This window comes from Nocardioides sp. OK12, from assembly GCF_024341885.1.
Lineage (GTDB): Bacteria > Actinomycetota > Actinomycetes > Propionibacteriales > Nocardioidaceae > Nocardioides > Nocardioides marinisabuli.
This window is the reverse complement of record NZ_BNET01000002.1, coordinates 369,756-394,175: the sequence shown is the minus strand read 5'-3', so window position 1 is coordinate 394,175 and position 24,420 is coordinate 369,756. Positions and strand designations below refer to the sequence as shown.

The following is a 24,420-nucleotide window of genomic DNA, read 5'->3' as shown; positions in this document are numbered from 1 at the left end:
GCACGCCCTCTACCGTGCGAGGCATGACTGGACCTGTCGTCGTGGCCGAGATCGTGCGCTCCGGGATCGTGGAGGGCCATCACTACGGCTCCGTGGTGGCGATGAAGGCCGACGGAAGCATTGAGTGGTCCGTGGGCGACGTGACCTCCCCGGTGCTGCCGCGCTCGTCGAACAAGCCGATCCAGGCGCTGGCTATGGTCGAGCAGGGGCTCGACCTGCCCCCGGAGCTGCTGGCTCTCGCCTGCGCATCGCACTCCGGCGAGACGCACCACCTGGAGGGCGCCCAACGCATCCTGGCCGGTGCCGGGCTCGACGAGGAGGCGCTGCAGACGCCGCCCGACTGGCCGCTCGACGAGTCTGCTCGCGAGGCGATGCTGCGAGCCGGTGGCGAGAAGTCGTCGCTGGCAATGAACTGCTCGGGCAAGCACGCCGCGATGTTAGCCACGTGCGTGCACAACGCTTGGGACATCGCCACGTACCTCGACCCGCATCACCCGCTTCAAGAGGCGATCCGTGGCACATTCGAACGAATGACCGGAGAAGCTGCCCAAGTTGCGGTGGACGGCTGCGGCGCACCGCTGCTGTCTACCTCGCTCACTGGTTTGGCGCGAGCCTTCTCACGGCTGGCCGTCGCCACTGTGGGTGCCGAGCAGCGGGTCGCGGAGGCGATGAGGTCGCACCCCGAGTACGTGTCTGGGACGACGCGAGACGAACGGACGTTGTTGGAAGCCATGCCCGGCTCCATAGGGAAGGCCGGTGCGGAGTCTTGTTACGCCGTGGCGCTGCCTGATGGGCAGGCGTTCGCTCTGAAGACCGACGACGGCGCGGCGCGGGCGCGGCCGGTGGTGATGGCCGCCGCGTTGGAGCGATCTGGGGTGACCTCGGAGGACTGGGTCGACGCCGAGACCGTGCGCAGGACCGGGGAGCACGTGCTGCTCGGTGGCGGGAAGCCCGTCGGGGAGATCCGGGCCTGCATCTGAGCGGCGACTCGGTCTGGGTCCGGCACCGGATCTCGGCGACGGTCGCTGCGGGGCTGCGGTCGAGCCGTGCCCGTACGCTGGTCACGTGTTGGACGTCTACTCCCTCGAGCTCGGCTTCTACGCCCTCCTCGCCTTCGTACTTCTTGCAGTGAAGATCTTCGCCTTCGTCAGCTCGCTCTCGTTCTCCGCAGAGTCCTACGAAGCGGCGGGCAAGCTCAACAAACCGACCTGGACGATCCTGCTCGGACTCGCCGTCGCGCTCCAGGTGCTGTTCCTGAACAGCCCCATCGGCATCCTCAACCTGATCTTCACCATTGCCGCGATCGTCTACATGGTTGACGTCCGCCCGGCCATGGCTGGTCTACGCCGTCGCTAACGTTCGGTAACAACCTACCCCTCAGGCTGAGCGGGTGCCCTAGCCTGAGGGAACGGCGTGGGGAACGACTGCTGCAGAAGGGGTGGATGGAATGATCGGCGACACCGAGGACCGCCCTTGGGGTTCGTGGACCGTGCTCGACGAAGGTGACAACTTCAAGGTCAAGCGCATCCACGTCAACCCGCACTCGCGACTCAGCTACCAAACCCATGAGCACCGAGCCGAGCACTGGGTTATCGCGTCCGGTCGCTGCACTGCCGTCATCGACGGAGAAACCGTGGTCGCTGGACCAGGTGAGTCCATCTGGGTCGAGGTGGGCCAAGCGCATCGGATCACCAATCAGGAGGACCACCCGCTGGTGGTTGTCGAAGTACAACTCGGCTCCTACACCGGGGAGGACGACATCTGCCGCCTCGAGGACGACTACGGTCGTACCCCGGTCTCGGCCCGTTGACCTCGACGCTCCCGACGCGGGGTTCTCCGGCTCTTTCCTTTAGAGTTCGGTGCGTCCTCACGATGAACGGGAGTCGGTCATGGAGCTTCGGGACTACCTGCGCATCCTGCGTCGGCGGTGGTTGTTGGTCGCTCTGTCGACCCTGATCGTCGTGGCGGCCGCTTCGGCCTACACCTTCACTGCTACGCCGGTGTACCAGTCGACGGCTCGGCTCTTCATCAACGCCGCCGGCGACGGCGGCGAGACGACGGCCGGCGCCTACCAGGGCGGCCTCTTCACCCAGCAGCGTGTGTCGTCGTACGCCGAGCTCGTCAGCATCGACTCCCTGGCAGAGGAAGTCATCGACGACCTCGGCCTCAACCTGACGGCAGCCGAGCTAAAGAGCCAGGTTGCTGCCACCGTCTCGCCCCAGACCGTCGTCCTCGACGTCTCCGCTCAGGACCCATCGCCGACGAGGGCGCAGGCCATCGCGCAGGCGTACGCCGACGGCATGACGGACCTCATCCGTCGCATCGAGACCCCGGACGGACAGACCGCTCCGCTGGCCCAGGCCAAGATCCCTGAGCCCGCCACGCTGCCCAGCGCCCCCGTCTCCCCGAAGCCCGTCCGGAACCTCGGCCTGGCACTCGTGCTGGGCCTATTGCTCGGCGTTGGTCTTGCGGTAGCCCGAGAACTGCTCGACACCACTGTGAAGAGCCCCGAGGACCTGCGCGAGACCACCGCCGCGCCCATGCTCGGTGCGATCTCGTACGACGCGTCCATCAGGACCGAGCCGCTGGTGACATCGCTGCAGTCGCACGCACCCCGGGTCGAGGCCTTCCGTGTGCTCCGGACCAATCTGCAGTTCGTCGACGTCGACGCGGCGACCAAGGTATTCGTGGTCTCCTCCGCTCTCCCTGGCGAAGGAAAGACGACCACCTCGGTGAACCTGGCGATCACGCTGGCCCAGACCGGCCAGAAGACCCTGCTGATCGAGTGCGACCTGCGCCGACCGAAGGCCACTGAAGCCCTGGGCCTCGACAACTCGGTCGGCGTCACGACCGTGCTGCTCGGCAAGGTGACCTTCGAGGATGCGCTGCAGGAGGAGGTCACCAGTGGGCTGGCCGTCCTTGGCAGCGGCGCCATCCCGCCCAACCCCGCCGAGCTCCTCCAGTCGCGCGCCATGACCGATCTGCTAGATCGCGCCCGCGAGCGGTTCGACACCGTCATCATCGATGCGCCCCCGCTCCTTCCCGTGACTGATGCAGCGCTGCTCGGCGTTCACGCGGACGGCGCGATCGTGGTCGTCGCACACGGCAAGACCACGAAGGACCAGCTCGCCCAGGCTGCTGATCGGCTCGCACAGGTCGACGCATCGCTGGTGGGAGTGGTCCTCAACATGGCGCCCGCGAAACGCCGAGCCGGTGGCTACGGCTACGGCTACGGCTACGGCTACGCCCCCGAGGCCGAGCTGCCGGCGGCAAAGCAGAAGGCGAAGAAGACGCGCCACAAGCATCAAGACTGAGCAGGTCCTTGCCTCCAAAGTCGATCAGGTCGAGCCCCGCGCATGGTGCGCGGGGCTCGGCCTCTTTATCGGGCACAGCCTTGCCCGACCGCGCTTCCCGGCCTCAGACAGTCCTGCCGCGGGAGTGAGTCCGGGCGCTCAGGGGGATTACGTGGAGTGCTGCGGTTCTGGATGTCGCGCTCGATGCACCTGATGCCATCGACGCTGACCCTTACGAGCGCACCGAAGACTGCTTCCCTCGTCGAGGCCGGCCACCGACCCAAGTTGCCGAGCGCCCGAGACCGGCCACATCAAGACCCGGACCCCCAGCCGTGCAAGGGCTCGTGCCGGCTTCAACCTCGAGCCGCGACGCCGCATCGAACAGGAGCTCGACACGCTGGCGACAGGGGCTCCCCTCCGTTGCGTCTTCACGGGCGGCGTTCGACAACCGATGTCGCGCGCTGAGCGCCGGTCTGGAGAGCGGTCAGAGGTGTCCCGGGACTCCGGCCTTGCGGCGTGCCCAAGCGTGCCTCTGGGGGAGCTCCACGCCTCAGCGCTGCCGGATGCCAGCTTGCGGGCGTACCCCGGCAGTGGGCCCGCCTTGGGGGCGCCATCAAGGCCAAGGCCACAAGTGGTTGGACCGACCAGAAAGCACTGGCGCGATCTAGGTCGACCATCCACCCAGTCTGGGCCCCATCACCGCCGCCTCAGCGACAGTCGCGCATGTCATTCCAAGAGCCTGAGGCGGGAACGCCGCCCACCACCAGCCCAACGCTCCGCGGCGTTTGCTTTACCGACGCTGGCCCGGCCAGCCCTCCTTCAGCAACCGGCGGCCACCACGCTGGACTGGCTACCGGGCTCGACACCGGGGGTCACCAGCAGCGGCGTGGGCGCGCCACCCGCTGGGTCGGTGATCTCCCAAGCGATGTCAGCGCTGCCACCAGGCTCGACGAGCACGAACGCCGTGCTGGCGAAGCGGTCTCCCAGCGCTCGATCCTTGACGTCGTAGTCCTCACCGTTGATCTCGAAGTTCTCCACAGTGCCACCGGACGGAGTGAAGAGCTGCACGCTGACCAATTGCTTCCCGACCTCGACGCCGAAGTCGCCGCCGCCGGTGACGTAGTCGGGCAGGCCTGACGGGTCCTGCGGGGCCCCCGAGGTCAACGTCGCCCGCACCTGGATGCGCTCGCGACCGTCGACACACCCGGCAGGCATACCCCGGACGTCGTAGCGCAGGAAGTACGACATCTTGGCCCCCGTGCCGTCGAGCAGGGACACGTTGATGGCGTCGGAGCTGCCGTCCGCGTCGGTCGTGGCGCCTGCCACCCGGCGTTCGACTATCTGCTCCTGCAGACCATCGTCAAAGAGGCGGACGTGCGCGCGTCCCTCGTCCACCGACTTCGTGAGCGCCAGGAGGAGATCCCGCGGCTTGCCGACCTCACCGCTGGATATGCGGTCGAAGACAGCCTTGGCAACCAGACGGAAGAAGACGTCTTGCGCGGCCGGGTCGCGGATGTCGAGGTAAGCCTGGTGCAGCAGGATGTCGACGGCGTTGTCAGCGGTGATCTCGTAGTCGCCGACGGTGACCGGTCCGGTGGCCTCGAGCAGGTAGCTGACGGCCACTGTGTCGATGGACATCACGCCATCGAGCCGCTCGGGGTAGACCTCCTCGTAGCGCGCACGGATCAGGTCAGCGGCGCGGGGGAAGTCAGCGGTGAAGTTGGCATCGAGCACGTAGGTGCCGAGCTGCTCACCGAAGATGTCTGCCTCCTGCTTCGTCAACGGCAGCACCGGTTCCTGGCGCTCGCCGAAGGAGTTCGCCGCGACCTGACGACCCAGCGAGATCCGTCCTTGATCGGTGCTCAGGATCGACAAGGCGCCGGGGAGACCACCTGTGGCTCTGATCTCCGCATTGTTCTCGAAAACAAGCAGGAAGTCCTTGGGCTCGTCCTCGCCCAACAGCTCGGGCAGCACCTCGACCGCCACGGAGGCAGAGTCGGTCGCGGCGGCCGCGGCGCGGACCTGTGCCTGCAGCTCGCGGAACTTGTCGCGGAACCGGTCGATGTACCCCGACGAGTCCTCCTCAGCGAGCCTGGCCTCCGCCTCGGCCAGCGCGGTCGCGGCCTGCTGGACGGGGCCCTGCAAGTCGCGCACAGCTTCGATGTCGACACCCCCGTCCTCGGGGAGCAGGCCGTCGAGCTCGGTGGCCGTGCGGGCGAGCGGCTCGAGACCGTCGTTGCTCAAGTCAGCGACGACCTCCGACGCTGCGCGGACACCGCTGGCGTCGTCGCCGATCATCGGCAGGAACGTGGCGAGGCCCCAGATCCATCCGCCCGTCGCCTGCTGAGCGTCTGAGGAGGACTCCTGCAGGGACGCGAGTGCGGCGTCGATGCGCGACTCGTCCTCGGTCTGGAGCGAGTCCCGGAGCACGCCGGCGTCGTCGACAGCGTCCTGGAGCGCGTCGTTGACCTGCAGGGCGCGCCACCCGATGAGGGCACCCAGGACGACGAGTACCACCGTCACGCCACCGATGAGAAGAAGGACCAGACGGAGCCGCGACATGGGGGAACCTTAACGTCGTAGTTGAGCTCAGCAGATGGTGGGCAGGCAGTGCCGGGCAGCCGACCGGCCCAGCGCGCCGAAGGCCCCCGAGCCGAGCTCGGGGGCCTTCGGGTAGTGCGGTGGGGCTAGATCAGTTGCCGCGCTTGGAGACGCGCAGGTCCTGGCCCTCGCGCGACTTGCCGCACGGGTCGTCGGTGCCGCGCTGGTACTTGACCGCGAGACGGTACGAGCCCTTGCTGCGCAGCTTGAAGCGGAAGGTCTTGGTGTTGTCGACAGGCTTGCGGGCCTGCTTGACGACCTCGTTGTTGTTGTTCTTGACGATGAGCACGAACTCACCGGTGCAGACCGCGCCGGCGTCGCCGTCGGTGTTGGACTTGACGCGCACCTTGATCTTCTCGCCGATGGTCACCTTGGAGGGCGCGTTGAACGAGGTGTCGGTGGGCTGGGTGACGGGGTACGGGTCGGCGAACGCGCTGGTCGCGGCACCCGGGATGAGCAGGGCGGCGCCGACAGACGCGGCGATGATCTTCTTCATATGGCTGAGACTCCCCATAGAGGCACGCTGCGGCGCCTGAGACGTAGTTGACGGGTAAAGATAAGCACATGTCGGGCCATTCCCGTACATCCGTCCCGACATTTGACGCAAACGTAACGCGCTGGCCATCCGGAACGGATCGCGTACTAGACAGTAACCCCTGCCCCTGGTCGCCAGCTCGGCGATCCGCGACCCGACGGGTGGGGCTCAGGAGCCGCGCTTGGTGACGCGCAGGTCCTTGCCCTCGCGGGACTTGCCGCACGGGTCGTCGTCGCCCCGCTGGTACTTCACCGCAAGGCGGTACGGCCCCTCGCTGCGCAGTTTGAAGCCGAACTCCCTGCGGTTGTCTACAGGCTTGCGGGAGTGCTTGACGACAACGTCGTCATCGTTCTTCACCAAGAGGGCGAGGTCGCCGGTGCATACCTCCCCTGCGTCGCCGTCGGTCCTCACCCTGACCTTGACCCTGATCTTCTCGCCGATCGCGACCTTGCTCGGCGCCCTGAACGCGACGTCAGTGCCGAATGGCGAGGTGTACGGGCCATCGGATGCACTGGTCGCGGCGCCTGGGGCCAGCAGAGCGGCGCCGACAGACGCAGCGATGAGCTTGTGCATGAATGGTGTCCTTCTTCTGGAGGATGCGGCCGGTCGCCGAGATGAAGGGTAAAGCTCCGAGCTGAGATCACTGCGACGAGCGGCCTGCGTGGTGTTGGACGTTGCCTGCTCTGCCAACGCTCGGCACTGGGCAGTCCGTTGCTCGGCCCGCACTGCGGCAGCGGCGTACGGCGGTCTTGGTTGTTGCGGGGTCTCGACGACGTCCGGCGCTGGGGCGTCTCACTGCTCGACCAACGAGGTGCCTACGACGACTGGAGGAAGGTGGCGACGCGGTCGAGGTAGCCCGGGGGGTCTAGGAGGAAGGAGTCGTGGCCGTAGGGGCTGTGGACCTCGGCGTGGTCGGCGTCGACGCCGAGGGCCTGCAACTGTTCGGTCAGTCGGACGGACTGGGCGGTGTCGAAGCGCCAGTCGGAGGAGAAGGAGGTGACCTGGAAGCGGGTGGGGCAGCCGACGAGGCGCTCGGCGACGGGTTCGTCGGCGAACGGATCGAAGTAGTCCATCAGCCGGGTCAGGTAGAGGTAGGACAGCGAGTCGAAACGGCCCAGGAACGTCTCGCCCTGGTGCTGCAGGTAGTGCTCGACCTCGAAGTCGGGCTCCAGGCGCCACTGGTCGTCGCCGGCTGAGTCGCGCTGGTGGTCGAAGCGGGTCTCCAGCGACTGCGGCGAGACGTAGGTGATGTGGGCCATCATCCGGGCCACCTTCTGCCCGTGCCGCGGTACGACGCCGTGCTCGGCGTAGCGCCCGCCGTGGAACTCCGGGTCGGCCATGATCGCCTGCCGGGCCACCGAGGAGAACGCGATGTTCTCCGCGGTCAGCCGCGACGAGGCCGCGACCACGACCGCGCGCTCGATGCGCTGCGGCTCGTCGATCACCCACTGCAGGACCTGCATGCCGCCCATCGAGCCGCCCACGGCGGCGCACAGGGTCTCGACGCCGAGGTGGGCCAGCAGCCGGCGGTGGCAGGCGACCAGGTCGGCGACGTGCAGCAGCGGGAAGTCGAGGTAGCGCGGCTCCCCCGTCGCCGGGTCGATGCTCATCGGGCCGGTGGTGCCCGAGCAGCCGCCCAGGATGTTGGGGGCGATCACGAAGAACCGGTCGGTGTCGACCGGCTTGCCCGGCCCGATCATCCGGTCCCACCAGCCCGGCTTCGCGGTGTGCGGGTCCTCCCCGCGCCGGTAGCCCGCGGCGTGCGCGTCGCCGGTCAGCGCGTGGCAGATGAACACCGCGTTGTCGCGCGCCGGCGACAGCTCGCCGTACGTCTCGTAGACCACCTCGACGTGCTCGAGGCTCTTGCCGCCACGCAGCCGCAGCGGGTCGTCCTCGGAGGCGAGGACGACCCGCTGGGCCACGGCGTCGAGGAGCGGGCCGCTCACAGGTCGGAGCTCCTGCGTCAGCTGGTCGCGGCGAGGGCCTGGTCGAGGTCGGCGATCAGGTCCTCGACGTTCTCGATGCCGATCGAGAGGCGCACCATGTCCTCCGGCACGCCCGCGCCCACCAGCTCCTCGGGCGTGAGCTGGCTGTGGGTGGTGGTGGCGTTGTGGATCGCCAGCGACTTCGCGTCGCCGATGTTGGCCAGGTGGCTGAAGAGCTCGAGCGCCTCGATGAACTTCTTGCCGCCCTCGCGGCCCGACTTCACCCCGAAGCTCAGCAGGCCGCCGTACCCGTGGCCGGTGTGGATCTTGTCGGCCACCGCCTTGTAGGGGCTGTCGGGCAGGCCGGGGTAGCTGACCCACGACACCGCGTCGTGGCCCTGCAGGTGCTCGGCGACCTTGAGCGCGTTGGCGCTGTGGCGCTCCATGCGCAGGTGCAGGGTCTCCAGGCCCTGCAGGAACAGCCACGAGTTCATCGGGGTGATCGCAGCACCCGTGTTGCGCAGCAGCACCGTGCGGGCCCGGATGATGTACGCCGCCGGGCCGGCGGCCTCGGTCCACACCGCGCCGTGGTAGGCCGGGTCGGGCTTGGTCAGGCCCGGGAAGCGGTCGGAGTGCGCCGCCCAGTCGAAGTTGCCCGAGTCGACGATCACGCCGCCGATCGAGGTGCCGTGGCCACCGATGAACTTCGTCGCGGCGTGCACCACGACGTCGACACCGTGCTCGAAGGGCCGCACCAGGTACGGCGTCGGCGCGGTGTTGTCGACCACAAACGGCAGGCCCTGCGCGTGCGCCGCCTCCGACCAGGCCGGCAGGTCGATCACGTTGATCTTGGGGTTGCCGACGGTCTCGCCGAAGACCATCTTCGTCTTCTCGTCGACGTGCTTGGCCAGGTCCTCGGGCTTCTCCGGGTCGACGAAGCGCACCTCGATCCCGAACTGCGGCAGCGTGTGCGCGAACAGCGCGTAGGTGCCGCCGTACAGCGTCGAGAGCGCCACGATGTTGTCGCCGGCGTAGCAGAGGTTGAGCACGGCGTACGTCGTCGCCGCCGAGCCGCTCGCCGTCGCCAGCGCCCCCACGCCACCCTCGAGCTGGGTCATCCGCTCCTCGAAGACCGACTGGGTCGGGTTCATGATGCGGGTGTAGATGTTGCCCGGCTCGGCCAGCGCGAAGAGGTTCGCCGCGTGGTCGGTGTCGTCGAAGACGTAGGACGTCGTCTGGTAGATCGGCACGGCCCGGGCGTTCGTCGCCGGGTCGGCCTCCTCCTGGCCGGCGTGGACGGCCAGGGTCTCGGGGCGGTGCGTCATCGGTGCTCCTGCTCAGGTGGCTGGCGTCGGGTCAGCGGCTGCTGACTTTGCCGAAGGTAGCGAGGGCTCCGGGTGTGCTGGGGGTGTGTCCGCTTGGTGGGCTGTGCTTGCCGCTGAGGGGTCCAGGTCGAGGGCCCGAGGAGCCAAGGCGAAACGGTTGCTGGGGTCCGCCGAGGGACCTGACTAGCAACTCTCTTCCAGCGCCGGCACCGCAAGACAGGAAGCAACCGTTCACTTCCGCCTTCGCATCCCCTCCTAGTGACCCGGCCCACGATGGGCGCCCACCATCAAGCCGGTCAAAGTTGTCACCGTCCGATCAGTTGACCGCCACTCTCGATATCGCTGCATGCAGCACGCCGCCGCCCAGTGGCTTACTTGCACCGCGTTCCAAACGGTGCCCGCTGAGGCCAAGGCTGCCAGCCCTAAGACGATCGGCGGCGTCGTGGCGCGCTTCGATGAGTTCCTGCCACTCATGCTCCCGGGGGTCGAACGCCGCGTCGTAGAACCGGAGCGCCGGTTCAATGCCAGGTGTCCCCGTCGCGTGGAATCCACCAAGACCCGAACGAAAAGTGCCGTAAGCACGGATAAAATCACTGTCATTCAGATCGGCCGTTACGCCGACCGATCGTCGGCATTCTTGCAGATTCACATTTTCCTGGGTGGCCCAACATAGCAATTCGTGGTTAGCGCCCATATCACTAAGGACGGATGCAAAATTGCTAAAACTTGCAATTGCCTGCCGGCGGCCATTTGAACGGGCAAGGTTGACGAGATGCCCACGAGCTTGGTTCGCAAGAACGAGTTGACGCCCGACGAGCTCGGCACTGCGAGGCTCCTCACCATGGGCGAGGGTCAACGACACGACCTGCCAATGGCGCAACTCCTCGGTCAAATAGCGCAGGGCGTCGCGGATGGAGCGGGCGTCGGGAGCAACCTCGGCCCCGGGCCGGTACGCGGCATCGATCTCTCGTCTAAGAGCTGGCATCCGATGCGCCAGATCAGCCAACGATCCTGACAGCGAGTGAAACATTAGATTCTCGACCCGGCGCCTAACGCGGTCTCTTCTGATGTCACGTTCGACGTCGTAGGTCAGCAACCCCGCACCTAGCAGCAGCACCGATCCCACAACTCCCGACACCAACGCATGGTCGCGCCAAAATATGTCTGTACCGAAGTTGAGAAGCCCGGGGAGAGGCCAATCGGTAACGAGAACCACACCGACCAACAGCCCCACCGAGAGCGCCGCCGCCAAACGTTTCCCAGCATGGGATGCCCGAGTGAGTTTGCGGAGAATGAACACAACTACGCCCCACGGCGCCTCTCGCGCGGAACGCCACTCACAGCCACCCCAAAGCGTCGGCAAGCCCGACTGAGGTCGCCGTCACTGGTTAGAAGCATGGTGTTTCTGTGCCCGTCTTGCTCTAACCCCCAAGCCGTCGCTAGCACTTGGTGGTCCGCCATAGCTGGGCTGCTGAAGCGTCGGCCGTTACCGTCATAACTACTCCATTGCAGCCAGTCGTCGGAGCAATCGGCTTGGCTGCACTGACGCTGTCGACTAATCGCCGACCACAGTTTCATGCTGGGGTAGCCCACTACGGTGGTCGCAGCACCGTGCGAAGGCCAGGGCGAACCGGGTTGGCTCAGTTGCATGAGTGAGGCTCGCGCCGCATGTCGCGTGGCGCTAGACAGCGATTCGGATTGGGCATACGCCTGAACATGAGTCTTAGTGGCAAGTTCGGCAAGCACGATTGGTGGAACGACCAGCGTGAATCCAGCAAATTTCGACGTGAACCACCGCTGGGCATGCAGAGCTATATCGAGTACCGCATTCGTGTCGATCACGACAAGGGGGACCGACCGCATATCCTCGGTAGAGGAGAGAACCACATGCGGCCGCAGCATCAGTACCACTCCGCCAAGGCGGATAACGCCTGCGTGGACGATTGTCGCTGTGCGGTTTCGACTATCCCGTCAAAAGTGCTCAGAATGCTGCGCACGATCGGCTTCAGCCTCCCATGATCCCCTTTCGAAATGAATGCAGTGGGCGCAAAGATTAATTGATCGTGCATGAGGGAGATGAAGCTGGCACCGTCCATATACCCAGAAAGATAAACAATCGGCAAAATCAATCCGAACGGATGCTGCTGGCGAAGTTCATTGCACAGGTGATACCCCTGCACTTCCTCGTCCTCAAAGTTGTGATCCAAGATGAGAATGAAGGGTCGATCGAGACCGAGCAACGGTTGTAACGCTTCATTCGGATGAGTGAACTGCAGCAGTTCCAGCCCAAGTAGATCGGCCAGGCTTGCGGCAATATCCCGACCGTCTTCACGGTCGTCCACCACAACTAAATGTTCTATCACGTTGTCATATCCTTTGGGGCTAGGCAATCGACGGGGGGACCATCAAGTTGAATTGAGTGAAAGAGTGCTGGCCGTCGACACACTCGGCTTCCGAGCGACTTTCGACACTAATGCTGGCGCCGGTGGCCTTGATAACGCCGTTCACGATGGCAAGGCCACGCCCGATCCCACGCTCGGGGTTAGTGGTGAAGCCTGACTCATAGATCGCAGTCCTGTGCTCAGGGGGAATGCCGGGGCCGGAGTCATACACTGAGATACGAATCCAACGCTGACCGTCATGACTGGTCTCGGCGCCGACTTCGCTAGCCCGAACCTCAACCAGCCGGTTGGTGTCGACCCTGCGGAGATGCTTAACTGCGTTGTCGATTAGGTGGCGCAACACAAGGTCCAACTGGAAGGTGGACATCCGAACCATCACGGCGCCCGGATTTATAGTGCACTCGAACCGAACCCCGAGATTGGTTTCCCGACGATAAAGTGCGAAAACTCGTCGAACTACTTGCGCGACATCGCAGTTCTCTTCATCCGCTGCGTCGGCATCCGCGACCGTGCGCCAGTGATCCAAGCGCTCCTGAATGGGCTCGCGTGCCGCCGTTTCAATCGGGGTTAACTGCCGCAAAGCGACCTCAACGTCTCCGTTTTCCTCGAGCACCTCGATAGCATTTTCGACACGCACCCACACCCGACCCAACATATTGTGCAGGTCATGGGCAAAGTCTTGGACGAAACTGTCAAGTTTTAGCTGCACGCTTTCCGCCGCTGTACCTACGATGGGATTATCAAGTCCAGCGCGTACACGAGCATCGTGAAGCGCCGCTTCAGCGCCAGTCGGCAACGCCTCCGACATTTCCCAAATGCGATCCCGTAGTCGCTTTGCCCGATCGAGATCATCGACGTTCGCGGCGGCAACTAGAACCTGCCCCACCAGCGAAACGACCTCCTTCGCCGACAGTCCTGTCTGATTGGAGGCGACATACGCCTCAGCGTCGTCGAGGCGGCCAGTTCGGGTAAAGGCCCTGACCACAAGCCTGTGGTTTCGGAGATGAGGCGTCGTCCCCGCACGGGTCATCTCCACCGTGACCCCAAGCACTAGTTCGGGGTCGTCGTCGTGGGCGACTTGGAGGTGCGCCCACGACTGCCAGTCAGGCTCGGTGAGCACTGTGAACTCAGCGAAAACTCGGCGGATGGCTTCGGGCTGCCTGTTCAGCGCGAGAGCATCCACAACAACCCTCAATAAGAGTTGCGGTCGACCTCCCGGGGGAATTTCACGCGCAGATGCTTTGAACCGCGCGAGGGCACGTTCCTGATCTGCTGGCTCAGGCAGTGCAGACCGGATATACGCTTCTGCCCGCGGATACGTCACATCCGCAGCCGGCTGCAATAGGCGTGACAACAGCTCTTCGCCCAACCCCGCGCGAAGGTCAAGAAGATCGGCCACCTCCTCAATGATTCCTCGAGAGTCTGGAAACCGAATCGACAGTGCGTCCAAAATCCGGCCCGTCTGGTTGGAGGGCCTTCGAGCTTGACGAAGGAAGTGCAGACAAAGTGTCAACGGGAGCGCGGACGCCCAAGCCTCGCCGTTCCTGGACCACAAATCTCTAGCCCGTTTCAGGTCGATGGGTTCGCATAGAGCCTCGACCATGGCTACCTCGTCGGCAACATTAGGAATCCAGTTGTCCCCCCTAGCATTGGAGCGAGGTGGGGATCGGAAATAAGAACGGCCTCGGTCGAGGCGGTGATATGCATTCGCTAAGCACAACACCTCGGCGCGGCGCCGGGTCAGCTCGCGTCGGCCCTGTCGGTCGCCGAGCAGCGCGCGTAGCGCCACCACGTTGCCGGTACGGGCGACCTCCAGCGCGGCACGGCCGCGCAGCCGGTCCGGGACCCTACCCAAAGTTGGTTCGAGAGCCGCGATAAAATCATTGACGTCCTCTGAGCGCCGTGAAGATACCTCCAGCAGCGACACCTCGACCACGTCCCACGAGGTGAGTGGAGGCCAGCCATCAAACTTAGCAAGTATGTGATTGGCCTGGGATGCTTGGTTCGTCTCCGCGTACACCTGCAGCACGACGCTGACAAACAACTGGGCAAGTGCCTCAGGATTCCCGCCGCCCTCCGTCCGCACTCTCGCCTTGAAACGATCAGGCACTGCTGAGAGCGATCCGCTATAACTTTCCCCGGCTAGCTCGAAGATAGAGCGATCAGGCTTGACGCCGCGCTGGAACATTTCCGCGACGAGCTGTCTGGCAAGTTCGGCCTCTCCTAGGCTTGACGCTAACCGCAGAGCCACCTGAAACTGCTCAACACTCACAGTCTTGCGATGACGAATTAGCCATCGCAGCGATCCCCGGTCTGAAGCTGACACGCATATGGAAAGGAGTTTCGAATACAGGCCAGGTGAGAGGTTCTCAACGACTGGCATGCCTGCAAGTTCGTCTTTCTCAAATTCGAACGCACCCTTCACGACATGCAACCACTCGGGGTTGAAATCACCCGGCAGAAGTGAGGTGCTGATGAGTCGAGCCCAGTGAGTCCTTCGAAGCAAGCGGTTCAGTCGAGGCGCTAAGTCGATGAGGATCGCTGGGTCAGAAATGCCTCGAAAAGTGCTGACAAAGTCGTCCAAATTTCGGTCAGACAGCGGTATGCCTTGCGCACGAATGGCCTCGACTAATTCGAGCGCGGGAACATGCTGCTGCTGTCGGGCGAACACGCTAAAAAGCGGAGTGAACATTGCTGGCCGGAACGGCACGCCGCGCTGAATCTGTTGGATTGTGAAAGCTGCAGCTCGGCCCGGTTGCCGCGTGTCGGCGATCGCCGCTGCTATACGAATAAGCAACGACGGATTATCTCCCTCCGTGCCGCGCTTATCGAACGCTTCCCACGCCTCGACCGCCTCCCCATACCGTCGCGCGGCAATGAGCGTGTCAATAAAAGGGGTTAAGTGATGCACCGTCGGGCTAGGCACCTGAGCAAAGGTGCGCACTGCCCCATCTGCATCGCTTGCCACCTGATGTGCGCGCATCGTTGCGGCCCACAAGAAAGCATTGATAGGCTGACCAGTTCCTTCCGCGTACTCGTGGCAAAACTTCACCAGGTCGAGGCGTCCCTTGTTGGCAAAGGCGTCTGCAATCACCCCCAAGCGGTCGAGCGGCACAACTATGTCGGCGCGCAAGCATGCTTGGAGGAGGTCCACCACGACCTCGGGTGTCGCCCCTTTGGCAAGCCGCCCAAGTAACGCTCCGGTGCTGTATCCGCCAGTGTCCTCATCAACTTCCACAGCATCGCTTAGTAGCCGTACGGCCGCTTCGAGCCCGTCCGAGTCCGATCGGACGCCCGCTAACAGAGACTTACGGAGCACACGCGAGAGCGGCTCGCCCGATAAATCTGCAAGCCGTTGAGCGTCATATACGGTGTCGGGTATCTCAGCACGTAGCGCTTCGCGGAGTTCGATCTGAGGGGGCACCGGAACAGGTTAGGTTTGTCACCCGCAACTGTCCGAGGATTCAAGAAATTCGAATCCCCAGATTCGACTGCCGATCAGCTCTGGCTCACTAAGCCTCAGAATTCGTCATGACGGTGGCGGCACGTCGATGCTTGCACGCAGGCCGGTAGGCGACCATCAGACTCGTGCTGTCCACGACCCTCAACTTGGCGAGGCCTACGCCTGGTCAAGCGGCATCATGAGCTGAACCTCTTCGGCCTACGCGGGGACGCGAGTGGTGCCGGGAATGCTGATGCCGGCGGCGAGCCCGTGAGGACGAAGACGAGCGCGTCTGAGCCCTCGAGCGGGCTGCGGCGCAGCGTAAGGCGCCAGTCGTTGCGCGGCAGGTGCTCACGCCTCAAACTCCTGCTCTCCGATGCTCGCCCTCACTATCGACCTGCCGCCCGGCGTCGACCATAACCTCGGCGCAGCCACGAACTGCTCGTCGTACGCCACTCCTTCGCACAGCAGCCGCCCAGCGCAACAGTGAACCCAGTACGCGGGTGTCGACTGGCATCAGTCGCCGTCGCCGTGACGCAGGCCCCCTCGAGCCCGGCGGCCTCGAACGTGGCGACGCCCCCTCCCGACCCTCGTCACGTCGTCGGCCAGCGACTCGAGCTCCGCGACCGCGGTCTGCTCGTTCACTGCTAGGCCCTGTCTCGGAACAGCCCGGCACCCAGGTCGGCGGCTCGCGCTCGACCTCAGTGTCGTCGGCTGAGCGCCACCGCGGGCCGTAGGTCGGGTCGCCTTCGTTGACCTCGTCGTGCTGGCCGTCGACGATGCGCACCGTCCCGCGCGCGACCGAATCGGACCCGATATCGTTCGCATCGAAGTCCTCCGCCGATGGGTCGACAACCAGCGCCAGGGTTGTAGGTGTCGACTCATGGCGGCGCAGCGACTTCCGCAACGCCCCGACGCGAAGGACGGCTGTCTGAAGGATCGGGGTTATGTTCCACGCGGTGGCCGTTCGGTGCCGCGATTGAGTGCGGTGCTGACCAACTGTTGACCGCTCGGACTTCAGGTACCGGACGACGGCAGGCGCGACCCTGTTGGGGCGCCTCTGAGTGTCGGTGTCTCGGGACTCAGGCCTTGCGCTCGCCGACCCGAAGATCACCCTTCCCCACGCGCCTCGCTGCTCGGACCCTCTCCCCAGGATTGCAGTTGGCTACCGGATGCCGCGGTCTCGGCCCTCGCAAATTGGAGGCGACGGTCACGCTCCTGGACCGGTCTCAAGCGGACGCGACCACGGTCCTGGCCTCGTCCCTCACGATCAGAACCAGGTCACCGGTGCAAGGGGGCCCTCGGCGGGTCCGTCAGCCCTGGGGTTGACCACGACACGGACTTTGTCGCCGACGGTGGCCTTGTGCGGCGCGCGAGCAAGACTCCGGTCCAGGTGTCGAACGGAGTAGTCGTAGCCGAGGTAGCGAACGCACCGCTGAGGAGGAGCAGCGCGATGCCTGTCGCAACACTCCGCGGTGGTCTTCGTGGTCGTTCACCGAGCGAACTGGATCGCGACCTGGGCACTTGACGCGAACTAGGCGCGGCCTTTGCTAGTGATCTCGAGACGAGGCTGCGTCCCTCCTCAACCACGTGGGCCTACTCCACGAACGGAATCTCTTTCAGGTCGTCGGGCAACTGGACGCTGCCGTCGGAGACGCGGATGCAGTCGTCGTCGCGGCGCAGCCCGAAGACCAGGGCGTCGGAGCCCTCTCGCACTGTGTTGTCGAGGGAGAGCCGGTAGTCGTCGCGGGACAGGCGGGAGTAGGGCTTGGGCCGCTCGCCGCGCTGGGCGTACTCGCCTTCGTCGGTGACCTCCCAACCGTCGGCTTGCAGGGCCTCGAGCGCGACGGCGTGCTGTTCGGCGTACGCCTCGGTCTCTGACACCGACCCGCCGAGGAGGAAGGTGAGGCCGGGGGCGGGTTCCATCTGGCAGTAGTCGCCCTGGCCCACGGCGCTCTCGACCTCGAGCCCGGCTTCCTCGAGGGCATCGACGACCTCGCCGCCTGTGGTCAGCACCTGCCCGGAGAGCTGCTCGAGGTCGTCCAGCGCCTCCTCATCGTCGATGCCGCAGGCGGACCCGGCGAGCAGCACCAAGGCAGCGATGGCGGTCAGGGGAAGGCGGTTCATGGCCGGTCCTGGGTGGTGTCGGAGCGGCCGGGCACGTTGCCGCTGGGCTCGCGCTCGCCCTCGGGGTCGTCGGCCCAGCGCCACCACGGGTCGTAGGTCTGGTCACCCGAGTTGACCGCGTCGTGCTGGCCGTCGACGATGCGCCCGAGGTTGTAGAGCGACTCGGAGTCGTGGTCGTAGTAGCGGCTGTGGTCGGCGAAGCTGCGGTGGTCGCTGCGCAGCACCGACTCGGCCTCGAAGCGGTTCGCGTCGAAGTCCTCCGAGGAGGGGTCGACGCCCAGCCCGCCGGGGTTGTGCCACCAGCCTTCGTCGCCGAAGAACCCCACCGCATCGCGGCTGTTGCGCCCCACCCACACGTTGCCTTCGCCGGGGCTGAAGTCGTCGGCGGTCTCGGCCGGGCCGGCGCCGGGGCTGCCGATCAGGGCGACGTCGTCGGCGGCCAGGTCGTGGTCGGTGGCGGCGTACGACGTGGTGGTCGAGCCGTAGCTGTGGCCGATCACGGTGAGGTGCGCGGCGTCACCCGGGCGGGAGGCGCGCAGGCCGTCGATGGCGTCGGCGAGCCGCTCGCCGCCGTCCTCGGCGCGTCCGCGGGTGATGGTGTCGATGTCGATGGCGCTCTCGGGGGTGTCGTAGCCCAGCCAGAACATGGTGGCCACGCTCGAGCCGTCGCCGTTGAAGCGGGTCGCCTCGTAGAGGTTGATCGCGTCGCTGACGCCCCCGGCCACGTCGGTGGTCTCGGTGGTGATGCCCGGGATCGAGACCGCGATGTCGGCGGCGGTGTCGAGGTCGCCGATCGCCACCGCGACCCGCCCGTCGCCGTCGAAGGCGCCCGGGTCGTAGAGCCACAGCCGCCCGCCCGGGCGTTCACCGGTGGTCGGGTCCTCGAAGCCGTCGGCGTCGGTCAGCGCCTCCTGAGTGGCCTCGGCGTTGGCCAGGCGCTGCGCCTCCTCGGGGCTCAGTGTGCCGTCGTCGCGCTGGGCGGCCAGCGTGGCCAGGTCGTCGTCGAGCAGCAGGCGGTTGGCCTCGTCGCGCACCGACGCCGGCAGGCCGTCGGCCTGACCGAGCAGGCTGGGGTACGCCGCCAGCGCTGCCTGCTGCTGCGCCTCGCTCAACCCGGCCCACCAGCGCTGCACCTCGCTCGGGGTGGCGCCGCTGCCGGGCGCCCCGGGCCGGTTCATCGCCTCGACGGCGGCGTCGCTGGCGCCACCGGTCGCCGAGAGCGCGTTGCGCAGGCTGGTGCCGGCCTCAAACGCCTGCCGCAGCCGCTGCTCGTTCTCCCGCACCGCGCGCTGCAGGTCGGCGTGGTCCTCGACGAGGCGCCGGTAGGCCAGGCGCAGGTCGGCGGCGCGGGCGCGCAGCACCTCGACGTCCTGCGGGGTCGCGTCGGTGATCGCGTTGATGTCGGCGACCAGGCCGCTGCGGTCGGCGTCGAGGTCGCCCTTTCGGCTCACCAGGTCGTCGGCGACGCCCTGGTGGGCGCGCAGGTCGTCGGCGTACGCCGCCACCGCCCGCGTCACCCGGCGCAGCGTGGTGGCCATCGCGTCGTGCTCGTCGCCGGCGCGGGAGGCGGCCCCGCGGTAGGCGTCGTAGGCCTCGCCCCACCAGCCCTGCAGCGACTGGAGGTGGCCGGCCTCGGTGGCGACCTCGTCGTAGCGGCCGACCGCGGTGAAGAGCCGCTCGGCGAGCTGGTCGGCGCCGGCCGGGCTGCCCTCGGGCTCGCGGATCTCCGGCTCGGAGGCCGGGACGGTGATCGTGGTCATCGGGCCGGCCCGAGGCGGCTGTCGAGGGCGTCCATCTCGCCCTGGGTGTTGCTGTCGGTAGCGGCGGTGCGGGCCGCGACCTCCTCCAGCGCGGTCGAGAAGCCCTCGACGATCGCGGCGCTCTCGCCCGCGTAGCCCTCCCAGGCGCTCAGGAACGCCCGCGCCGCGCCCTGCACCTCCGGCGCGAGCCCGGTGGTGGGGGCGCTGCCGAAGTCCCTGGCGGTCTCCTCGAGCAGCTCGCCCAGGCTCGACCAGCGCTCGCTGCCGGCGCGCAGCGCGTTGTACTCCAGCCCCATGTGACTCACTGGTCCACCTCGCTCACGGGGCCACCGGCCACGCGCCGGAGCGGTGCCGCAGCACCAGCCGCCCGGTCTCCGGCACCACGAGCAGCAGCACCTCGGCGCGGCTCAGCCCGTCGGGCTTCCCGGCCTGCACGCGGGGCAGCCCGTCCGGGGGCGCGAGCACCTCATACCCGTCCTGCTCCAGGACGTCAGCCAGGCGGCGTAAGACGCCCTGCGCGGTGGCGGGGTCGAGCGGGTCACCGGTCTCGTGGGTCCAGGTGGTCTGCACCCGGTCCTGGACCCAGCGCTGCTCGCGCTCGGTGGGGACGGTGTCGCCGACCGCCGCCCGCCACAGGGCGCTCACCAGGTTGTCAGAGGGCTCCTCGACCTCCGCCGGGTCGAACGGCTCGGTCGCCTCGGGTGCGGGCGCCTCGGACGCCGGCTGCTCTGGCTGCTCCGGCGGGAGCATGACGATGTCGACGTCGGGGTGCCGGCGGCGTACCGGCGCCCAGAACGGGTCGGTCGCAGCGGGGTCCGTCGGGGTCTCGTCGGGCACGACCCCTCTTTACCCGCTCCCCCACCGCCGTAACCGCCGGCACCGTTGGTCGAGCAGCAAGGAGCGCCAGCGACGCGCGTCGTCGAGACCCCGCGAGCACCGCGCCATCCTCGCCGTACGCATGGGCTCACCGGGTTTCGGCGACGCTCGAGCCTCCGGCCCTCGCTGCTCAACCAACGACCCACGCCGAGCCGGCGCCACTTCCCGCCGTACGCCGAGCCGGCCGGTTCGAACCAACCGGGTCGTCGTACGTCGCCCTTGCAGCCAGGTCGGCGCGAAGTCCTGGCCGGGTGGGCGCGAGATCTGCGCCGGGTCGGCGCGAAGTTTGCGCCGGGTCGGCGGGGACGCAGCGAGCCCCCGTGCCGCTGCACGGGGGCTCGCTGCTGCTCAGGGTGCCGGGTGGCTCAGACGCTGATGGAGACCTCGGCGACCTGGCCGACCTGGGCTACGACCTTGCGGTCGACGGGGTCGGCCTTGGGTGCCAGGGTGCGCAGGGTCCACTCGCCGTTGCCGGCGAAGAACCGGAAGTGCCCGGTGGCGGAGGTGGGGACCTCGGCGGTGAACTCGCCAGTGCGGTCGAGCAGGCGCACGTAGGCGCTGGCCACGGGCTCACCGTCGCGCAGCACCTGGCCCTGCACCACGGCCTCCTTGGCCACGTCGACGCCGTCGAGCGAGAGCCCGCCCTGGGTCGCGCCGCACATCAGGCGTCACCCTCGGCCGAGCCGGGCTCGTCGCCGAGCGCGATCGGGACGCCGACCAGGGAGCCGTACTCGGTCCAGGAGCCGTCGTAGTTCTTCACGTTCTGGTGACCGAGCAGCTCCTTGAGCACGAACCAGGTCAGCGACGAGCGCTCACCGATGCGGCACAGGGCGATGGTGTCCTTGGAGTCGTCGATGCCGACCTCGGCGTAGAGCGCCTTGAGGTCCTCGTCGGACTTGAAGGTGCCGTCGTCGTTGCAGTTCTTGCTCCACGGCACGTTGAGGCTGGTCGGCACGTGGCCGGCGCGCTGGGCCTGCTCCTGCGGCAGGTGGGCCGGGGCGAGCAGCCGGCCGGCGTACTCGTCGGGGCTGCGCACGTCGATGAGGTTCTGGGTGCCGATCGCGGCGACGGTGTCGTCGCGGAAGGCGCGGATCGAGCGGTCCTGCTCGGTCGCGGTGTACGTCGTCTTCTCGCGGGTGGGCACCTCGTCGGTCAGCGGGCGCGAGTCGAGCTCCCACTTCTTGCGACCGCCGTCCATCAGCTTGACGTCGGCGTGGCCGTAGAGCGTGAAGTACCAGTAGGCGTAGGCAGCGAACCAGTTGTTGTTGCCGCCGTAGAGCACCACGGTGTCGTCGTTGGAGATGCCGCGCTCGCTGAGCAGCTCCTCGAACTGGCGCTTGTTGACGAAGTCGCGGCGCACCTGGTCCTGCAGGTCGGTGGTCCAGTCGAGCTTGATGGCGCCGGCGATGTGGCCCTTGTCGTAGGCCGTGGTGTCCTCGTCGACCTCGATGAGGACGACGTTGTCGTCGTGGGCGTGCTCCTCCACCCACTGGGTGGTGACGAGGCTGTTCTCGCGGGTCATGTCGGGCCTTTCGTTGGCAGGCGCAGTCGTACGCCGCCGGGGTCGGGTCGTGCGGGGAAGGGCGAGGCGGTGCAGAGGTCAGGCGGTGGCGCGCTTGATGAGCAGGTACATCTCGCAGCCCAGGCAGAAGCGGAAGACGGCGTTGAGGGTGGCGGCGACCAGCGCGAAGCCGATCGCGACCTGGGCCAGGACGGTGAGCCCGGCGACGTACCCGGCGATCGCGACGAGGGTGAAGACCAGCCCGACGCTCTGCGCGAAGCGCGGCGGGGCCGGGTCCTCGAGCTCGTCGGGGGCGCCGAGCCGCGGCCGGATGAACCGCTTGAAGGCCCACGAGTGCGGCGTGTGCTGCACGCCGCGGGCGGCGCCGAGCGCGAAGAGCGAGGCCTGGACGATCGTCAGCACCAGGGCCGCGACCGGCGGGAGGCCGAGGATCGCGATGAGCACCAGCGCGGTGACGCCGGCAGCGAACTGCGGGCCGCGCGGGTCGATGCCTGCGGGGGCGCCGGTGCCGGTCGTGGGGCGGGTGGCGGTGGTGACGGGCGCCTGCGGGCGCTCGGTGGTGGTGCTGGACATGTCTCTCCTGGGATGGCGTCGCCGGTCTGGCTGGTACGGCGGCCCAGAGGGGCCGCGGCCACGGCGCTGCGCGTGCTCAGAGGAGCAGGAGGAAAGGCAGCGCCGTCACGACATCCGACACAGGCTCGAGCGCATGCGGCAGTGGTCGACTGCTCGCCGCTTCGTGAGCCAAGTGGTGGTCATGTAGGAGACAATAGGAGCCAGCGGCGTTCTATTCCCCATCGCATCTCACTGAATGGACACCCGTTCCACATGCCAAGACAGTTACTGCGGCGTAACGAGCGCCGACCCCTCCCGTTAGTACAGACATGACCGAGTCCGCCGGGCGGCGCATCCTCACGCTCCACCCCGGCAACGACCTGTGCCTGCAGGACCAGCTGCTCTCCTGCGTCGAGCAGGTGCTCTCCGACGCCGGGGCGACCCGGATCTGGATCCAGGCCTCACCCGAGGACGACCTGCGCGTCTACGCCGAGCTGCCCGGGCGCGAGGACGCCGAGGTCATCGACCTCGCCGAGCGCGCCTCACACGAAGGACTGGCCGAGGCGTAACCACTCAGCCCTCGCGGCGCTGTTGCCCGAAGTGGCCCACGTGGCCCCGGTGCCCGAGGTGTCCGAGGTGGGTCAGGGCGCTGAAGTGCGCCAGCAACCGGGGTTGGTGCAGCTCCCCGGAGCAGCCGCACTCGTCGTCGCCGTAGTACGACCACGGGTCGTCGACCAGCACGTGGCAGCAGTGCTGCGACCAGACCAGCGGCTCGAGCGCCCGTTGCACCGGGCCCAGCCGCGGGTGGCCGCACTGGGGACAGGTCTGCGCGGGTGCTCGGTGCAGCAGGCTCATCTGCTCAGGAGACACCCGCAGGGCAGCGGGCGGCCGAGGTGACGGCGTACGTCACCAGGATCGGGGACGCCGTCCCGAGCCCGCCGCTAGGGTCGTCGCACCATGAGCACCCCTCCCGCCGGTCGTCCGCGCACCGCACTCGTCACCGGCGTCGCGGGCCAGGACGGCGTCTACCTCGCGCGGCACCTGCGCTCGCTCGGCTACCACGTGGTCGGCACCCTGCGCCCCGGCAGCCGCTGGGCTCCGCTGACGCTGGGGCGGGCCTACGCCTACCTCGACGGCGTGCAGCTGGTCGACCTCGACCAGCGCGACCACGAGGGCTGGGCGGCGGTGCTCGAGGGCCTGCGGCCCGACGAGGTCTACAACCTGGCCGGCTTCTCCTCGGTGGGGGCGTCGTGGGGGCACGCCGAGGTGGTCGCGGAGACCAACGGGCTGGCGGTGCTGCGGATGCTCGAGGAGCTGGTGGCCTTCCGCAACCGGCACGGGTGGGCGCCCCGGTTCTTCCAGCCGTCGAGCTCAGAGATGTTCGGCACCTCCGACCAGCAGCCCCAGACCGAGGGCACCCCCCACCACCCGCGCTCGCCGTACGCGACCTCGAAGTCGTTCGCGCACCACCTCGTCGTCAACTACCGCGAGTCCTACGGCCTCTTCACCGCCACCGGCACGCTGTACAACCACGAGAGCCCGCTGCGCGGGGAGCAGTTCGTGACCCGCAAGATCACCCGCTCGGTCGCCGAGATCGCGCTCGGGCGTCGCGACGAGGTGGTCCTGGGCAACCTCGACGTACGCCGCGACTGGGGCTTCGCAGGCGACTACGCCGTCGCGATGCACCGGATGCTCCAGCTCGACGACCCGCAGGACTTCATCGTCGCCACCGGCACCTCCCGCCCGCTGGCCAAAGTGGTCGAGGTCGCCTTCGCCGCCGCGGGGCTGGGGTCGGGGCAGGGGCACCTGCGCCAGGACCCCGCCCTGATGCGGCCAGCCGACGTCGCCGACCTGGTCGGCGACCCCACCAAGGCGCGCGAGCAGCTCGGGTGGACCCCCAGCGTCACCTTCGAGCAGGTCATCGAGCACATGGTGCGCGTCGACATCACCCGCCTCGAGAGCGGCGTCGAGGACGCGGTCTCCTACCTGGAGCCGAGCGCCACGCTCTGAGCCGTACGGCGTCGTCCACAGGCGCGAAGTGAGACCTGGCGTCGAAGTGG

At 67.2% G+C, this 24,420-nt stretch carries 23 protein-coding genes; 6 read left to right on the top strand and 17 right to left on the bottom strand.

Annotation, left to right across the window (positions count from 1 at the left end; genetic code table 11):
* Positions 1 to 23: 23 nt before the first annotated feature.
* The 4 genes from OCU29_RS06035 (at position 24) to OCU29_RS06020 (ending at position 3,314) form a co-directional block, all read left to right on the top strand.
* Positions 24 to 980, top strand: coding sequence for an asparaginase (locus OCU29_RS06035; protein WP_261819187.1), 957 nt, complete (start codon positions 24 to 26; stop codon positions 978 to 980).
* Positions 981 to 1,065: 85 nt separating this feature from the next.
* A complete protein-coding gene (locus OCU29_RS06030) occupies positions 1,066 to 1,356 on the top strand; it encodes a DUF2516 family protein (protein WP_261819186.1) in 291 nt (96 codons plus the stop codon).
* A 91-nt stretch (positions 1,357 to 1,447) separates the two neighbouring features.
* Entirely contained in the window at positions 1,448 to 1,810 is a 363-nt protein-coding gene (locus OCU29_RS06025) for a phosphomannose isomerase type II C-terminal cupin domain (RefSeq protein ID WP_261819185.1), read from the top strand.
* 79 nt (positions 1,811 to 1,889) lie between these two features.
* Positions 1,890 to 3,314 carry a polysaccharide biosynthesis tyrosine autokinase gene (locus OCU29_RS06020; RefSeq protein WP_261819184.1) on the top strand — a complete coding sequence of 475 codons (1,425 nt, stop codon included), beginning with the start codon at positions 1,890 to 1,892 and terminating at the stop codon, positions 3,312 to 3,314.
* A 798-nt stretch (positions 3,315 to 4,112) separates the two neighbouring features.
* On the opposite strand, the gene OCU29_RS06015 is transcribed toward OCU29_RS06020, so the two are convergent.
* From OCU29_RS06015 to OCU29_RS05945, 16 genes are all read right to left on the bottom strand, one after another.
* A complete protein-coding gene (locus OCU29_RS06015) occupies positions 4,113 to 5,855 on the bottom strand; it encodes a DUF4012 domain-containing protein (protein ID WP_261819183.1) in 1,743 nt (580 codons plus the stop codon).
* Between the two features lie 130 nt (positions 5,856 to 5,985).
* Complete coding sequence (locus OCU29_RS06010; RefSeq protein ID WP_261819182.1) at positions 5,986 to 6,390, bottom strand: hypothetical protein; 405 nt, start codon at positions 6,388 to 6,390, stop codon at positions 5,986 to 5,988.
* A gap of 207 nt (positions 6,391 to 6,597) precedes the next feature.
* The gene (locus tag OCU29_RS06005) at positions 6,598 to 7,002 is read right to left on the bottom strand and encodes a hypothetical protein (protein WP_261819181.1); all 405 of its coding nucleotides are present in this window, start codon (positions 7,000 to 7,002) and stop codon (positions 6,598 to 6,600) included.
* A 242-nt stretch (positions 7,003 to 7,244) separates the two neighbouring features.
* Entirely contained in the window at positions 7,245 to 8,375 is a 1,131-nt protein-coding gene (locus tag OCU29_RS06000; RefSeq protein ID WP_261819180.1) for a homoserine O-acetyltransferase, read from the bottom strand.
* 17 nt (positions 8,376 to 8,392) lie between these two features.
* Complete coding sequence (locus tag OCU29_RS05995) at positions 8,393 to 9,679, bottom strand: O-acetylhomoserine aminocarboxypropyltransferase/cysteine synthase family protein (RefSeq protein ID WP_261819179.1); 1,287 nt, start codon at positions 9,677 to 9,679, stop codon at positions 8,393 to 8,395.
* Between the two features lie 316 nt (positions 9,680 to 9,995).
* Positions 9,996 to 10,817, bottom strand: a complete 822-nt coding sequence (locus OCU29_RS05990) for a hypothetical protein (RefSeq protein WP_261819178.1) — start codon at positions 10,815 to 10,817, stop codon at positions 9,996 to 9,998.
* Positions 10,818 to 10,981: 164 nt separating this feature from the next.
* Positions 10,982 to 11,542 (bottom strand): type II toxin-antitoxin system VapC family toxin, encoded by a 561-nt coding sequence (locus OCU29_RS19830; protein WP_368858955.1) that lies wholly within the window; start codon positions 11,540 to 11,542, stop codon positions 10,982 to 10,984.
* A gap of 38 nt (positions 11,543 to 11,580) precedes the next feature.
* A complete protein-coding gene (locus OCU29_RS05985; RefSeq protein ID WP_261819177.1) occupies positions 11,581 to 12,024 on the bottom strand; it encodes a hypothetical protein in 444 nt (147 codons plus the stop codon).
* Positions 12,025 to 12,061: 37 nt separating this feature from the next.
* Complete coding sequence (locus OCU29_RS05980) at positions 12,062 to 15,505, bottom strand: ATP-binding protein (protein ID WP_261819176.1); 3,444 nt, start codon at positions 15,503 to 15,505, stop codon at positions 12,062 to 12,064.
* A 1,614-nt stretch (positions 15,506 to 17,119) separates the two neighbouring features.
* Complete coding sequence (locus OCU29_RS05975) at positions 17,120 to 17,650, bottom strand: hypothetical protein (protein ID WP_261819175.1); 531 nt, start codon at positions 17,648 to 17,650, stop codon at positions 17,120 to 17,122.
* Positions 17,647 to 19,410, bottom strand: a complete 1,764-nt coding sequence (locus OCU29_RS05970; RefSeq protein ID WP_261819174.1) for an alpha/beta hydrolase family protein — start codon at positions 19,408 to 19,410, stop codon at positions 17,647 to 17,649. The genes OCU29_RS05975 and OCU29_RS05970 overlap by 4 nt, the downstream gene beginning before the upstream one ends.
* Positions 19,407 to 19,715, bottom strand: a complete 309-nt coding sequence (locus OCU29_RS05965; RefSeq protein ID WP_261819173.1) for a hypothetical protein — start codon at positions 19,713 to 19,715, stop codon at positions 19,407 to 19,409. Before OCU29_RS05965 ends, OCU29_RS05970 begins: the two co-directional genes overlap by 4 nt.
* A gap of 13 nt (positions 19,716 to 19,728) precedes the next feature.
* The gene (locus tag OCU29_RS05960; protein ID WP_261819172.1) at positions 19,729 to 20,247 is read right to left on the bottom strand and encodes a hypothetical protein; all 519 of its coding nucleotides are present in this window, start codon (positions 20,245 to 20,247) and stop codon (positions 19,729 to 19,731) included.
* 404 nt (positions 20,248 to 20,651) lie between these two features.
* Positions 20,652 to 20,948 (bottom strand): DUF1416 domain-containing protein, encoded by a 297-nt coding sequence (locus tag OCU29_RS05955; protein WP_179615300.1) that lies wholly within the window; start codon positions 20,946 to 20,948, stop codon positions 20,652 to 20,654.
* Positions 20,948 to 21,808 (bottom strand): sulfurtransferase, encoded by an 861-nt coding sequence (locus OCU29_RS05950; protein ID WP_179615299.1) that lies wholly within the window; start codon positions 21,806 to 21,808, stop codon positions 20,948 to 20,950. The genes OCU29_RS05955 and OCU29_RS05950 overlap by 1 nt, the downstream gene beginning before the upstream one ends.
* 78 nt (positions 21,809 to 21,886) lie before the next feature.
* On the bottom strand, positions 21,887 to 22,381 hold the full coding sequence (locus OCU29_RS05945; RefSeq protein WP_179615298.1) for a DUF4395 domain-containing protein: 495 nt from the start codon (positions 22,379 to 22,381) through the stop codon (positions 21,887 to 21,889).
* Positions 22,382 to 22,689: 308 nt separating this feature from the next.
* Between OCU29_RS05945 and OCU29_RS05940 the strand changes: the two genes are divergently transcribed.
* Entirely contained in the window at positions 22,690 to 22,929 is a 240-nt protein-coding gene (locus OCU29_RS05940) for a hypothetical protein (RefSeq protein WP_261819171.1), read from the top strand.
* Between the two features lie 4 nt (positions 22,930 to 22,933).
* Here the strand turns inward: OCU29_RS05940 and OCU29_RS05935 are convergent, their stop codons facing one another.
* Complete coding sequence (locus OCU29_RS05935; protein ID WP_261819170.1) at positions 22,934 to 23,215, bottom strand: hypothetical protein; 282 nt, start codon at positions 23,213 to 23,215, stop codon at positions 22,934 to 22,936.
* A gap of 102 nt (positions 23,216 to 23,317) precedes the next feature.
* Here OCU29_RS05935 and OCU29_RS05930 point away from each other — a divergent pair, with 102 nt between their 5' ends.
* Complete coding sequence (locus tag OCU29_RS05930; RefSeq protein ID WP_261819169.1) at positions 23,318 to 24,370, top strand: GDP-mannose 4,6-dehydratase; 1,053 nt, start codon at positions 23,318 to 23,320, stop codon at positions 24,368 to 24,370.
* Positions 24,371 to 24,420: the final 50 nt, after the last annotated feature.

Coding starts and splice junctions, on each gene's coding strand:
- OCU29_RS05950 (WP_179615299.1), bottom strand. CDS start 21,808: ATGACCCGCGAGAACAGCCTCGTCACCACCCAGTGGGTGGAGGAGCAC.
- OCU29_RS06015 (WP_261819183.1), bottom strand. CDS start 5,855: ATGTCGCGGCTCCGTCTGGTCCTTCTTCTCATCGGTGGCGTGACGGTG.
- OCU29_RS05940 (WP_261819171.1), top strand. CDS start 22,690: ATGACCGAGTCCGCCGGGCGGCGCATCCTCACGCTCCACCCCGGCAAC.
- OCU29_RS05930 (WP_261819169.1), top strand. CDS start 23,318: ATGAGCACCCCTCCCGCCGGTCGTCCGCGCACCGCACTCGTCACCGGC.
- OCU29_RS06010 (WP_261819182.1), bottom strand. CDS start 6,390: ATGAAGAAGATCATCGCCGCGTCTGTCGGCGCCGCCCTGCTCATCCCG.
- OCU29_RS05945 (WP_179615298.1), bottom strand. CDS start 22,381: ATGTCCAGCACCACCACCGAGCGCCCGCAGGCGCCCGTCACCACCGCC.
- OCU29_RS06035 (WP_261819187.1), top strand. CDS start 24: ATGACTGGACCTGTCGTCGTGGCCGAGATCGTGCGCTCCGGGATCGTG.
- OCU29_RS05975 (WP_261819175.1), bottom strand. CDS start 17,650: ATGAACCGCCTTCCCCTGACCGCCATCGCTGCCTTGGTGCTGCTCGCC.
- OCU29_RS05935 (WP_261819170.1), bottom strand. CDS start 23,215: ATGAGCCTGCTGCACCGAGCACCCGCGCAGACCTGTCCCCAGTGCGGC.
- OCU29_RS06005 (WP_261819181.1), bottom strand. CDS start 7,002: ATGCACAAGCTCATCGCTGCGTCTGTCGGCGCCGCTCTGCTGGCCCCA.
- OCU29_RS05955 (WP_179615300.1), bottom strand. CDS start 20,948: ATGTGCGGCGCGACCCAGGGCGGGCTCTCGCTCGACGGCGTCGACGTG.
- OCU29_RS06020 (WP_261819184.1), top strand. CDS start 1,890: ATGGAGCTTCGGGACTACCTGCGCATCCTGCGTCGGCGGTGGTTGTTG.
- OCU29_RS05995 (WP_261819179.1), bottom strand. CDS start 9,679: ATGACGCACCGCCCCGAGACCCTGGCCGTCCACGCCGGCCAGGAGGAG.
- OCU29_RS19830 (WP_368858955.1), bottom strand. CDS start 11,542: ATGCGGTCGGTCCCCCTTGTCGTGATCGACACGAATGCGGTACTCGAT.
- OCU29_RS06025 (WP_261819185.1), top strand. CDS start 1,448: ATGATCGGCGACACCGAGGACCGCCCTTGGGGTTCGTGGACCGTGCTC.
- OCU29_RS05970 (WP_261819174.1), bottom strand. CDS start 19,410: ATGACCACGATCACCGTCCCGGCCTCCGAGCCGGAGATCCGCGAGCCC.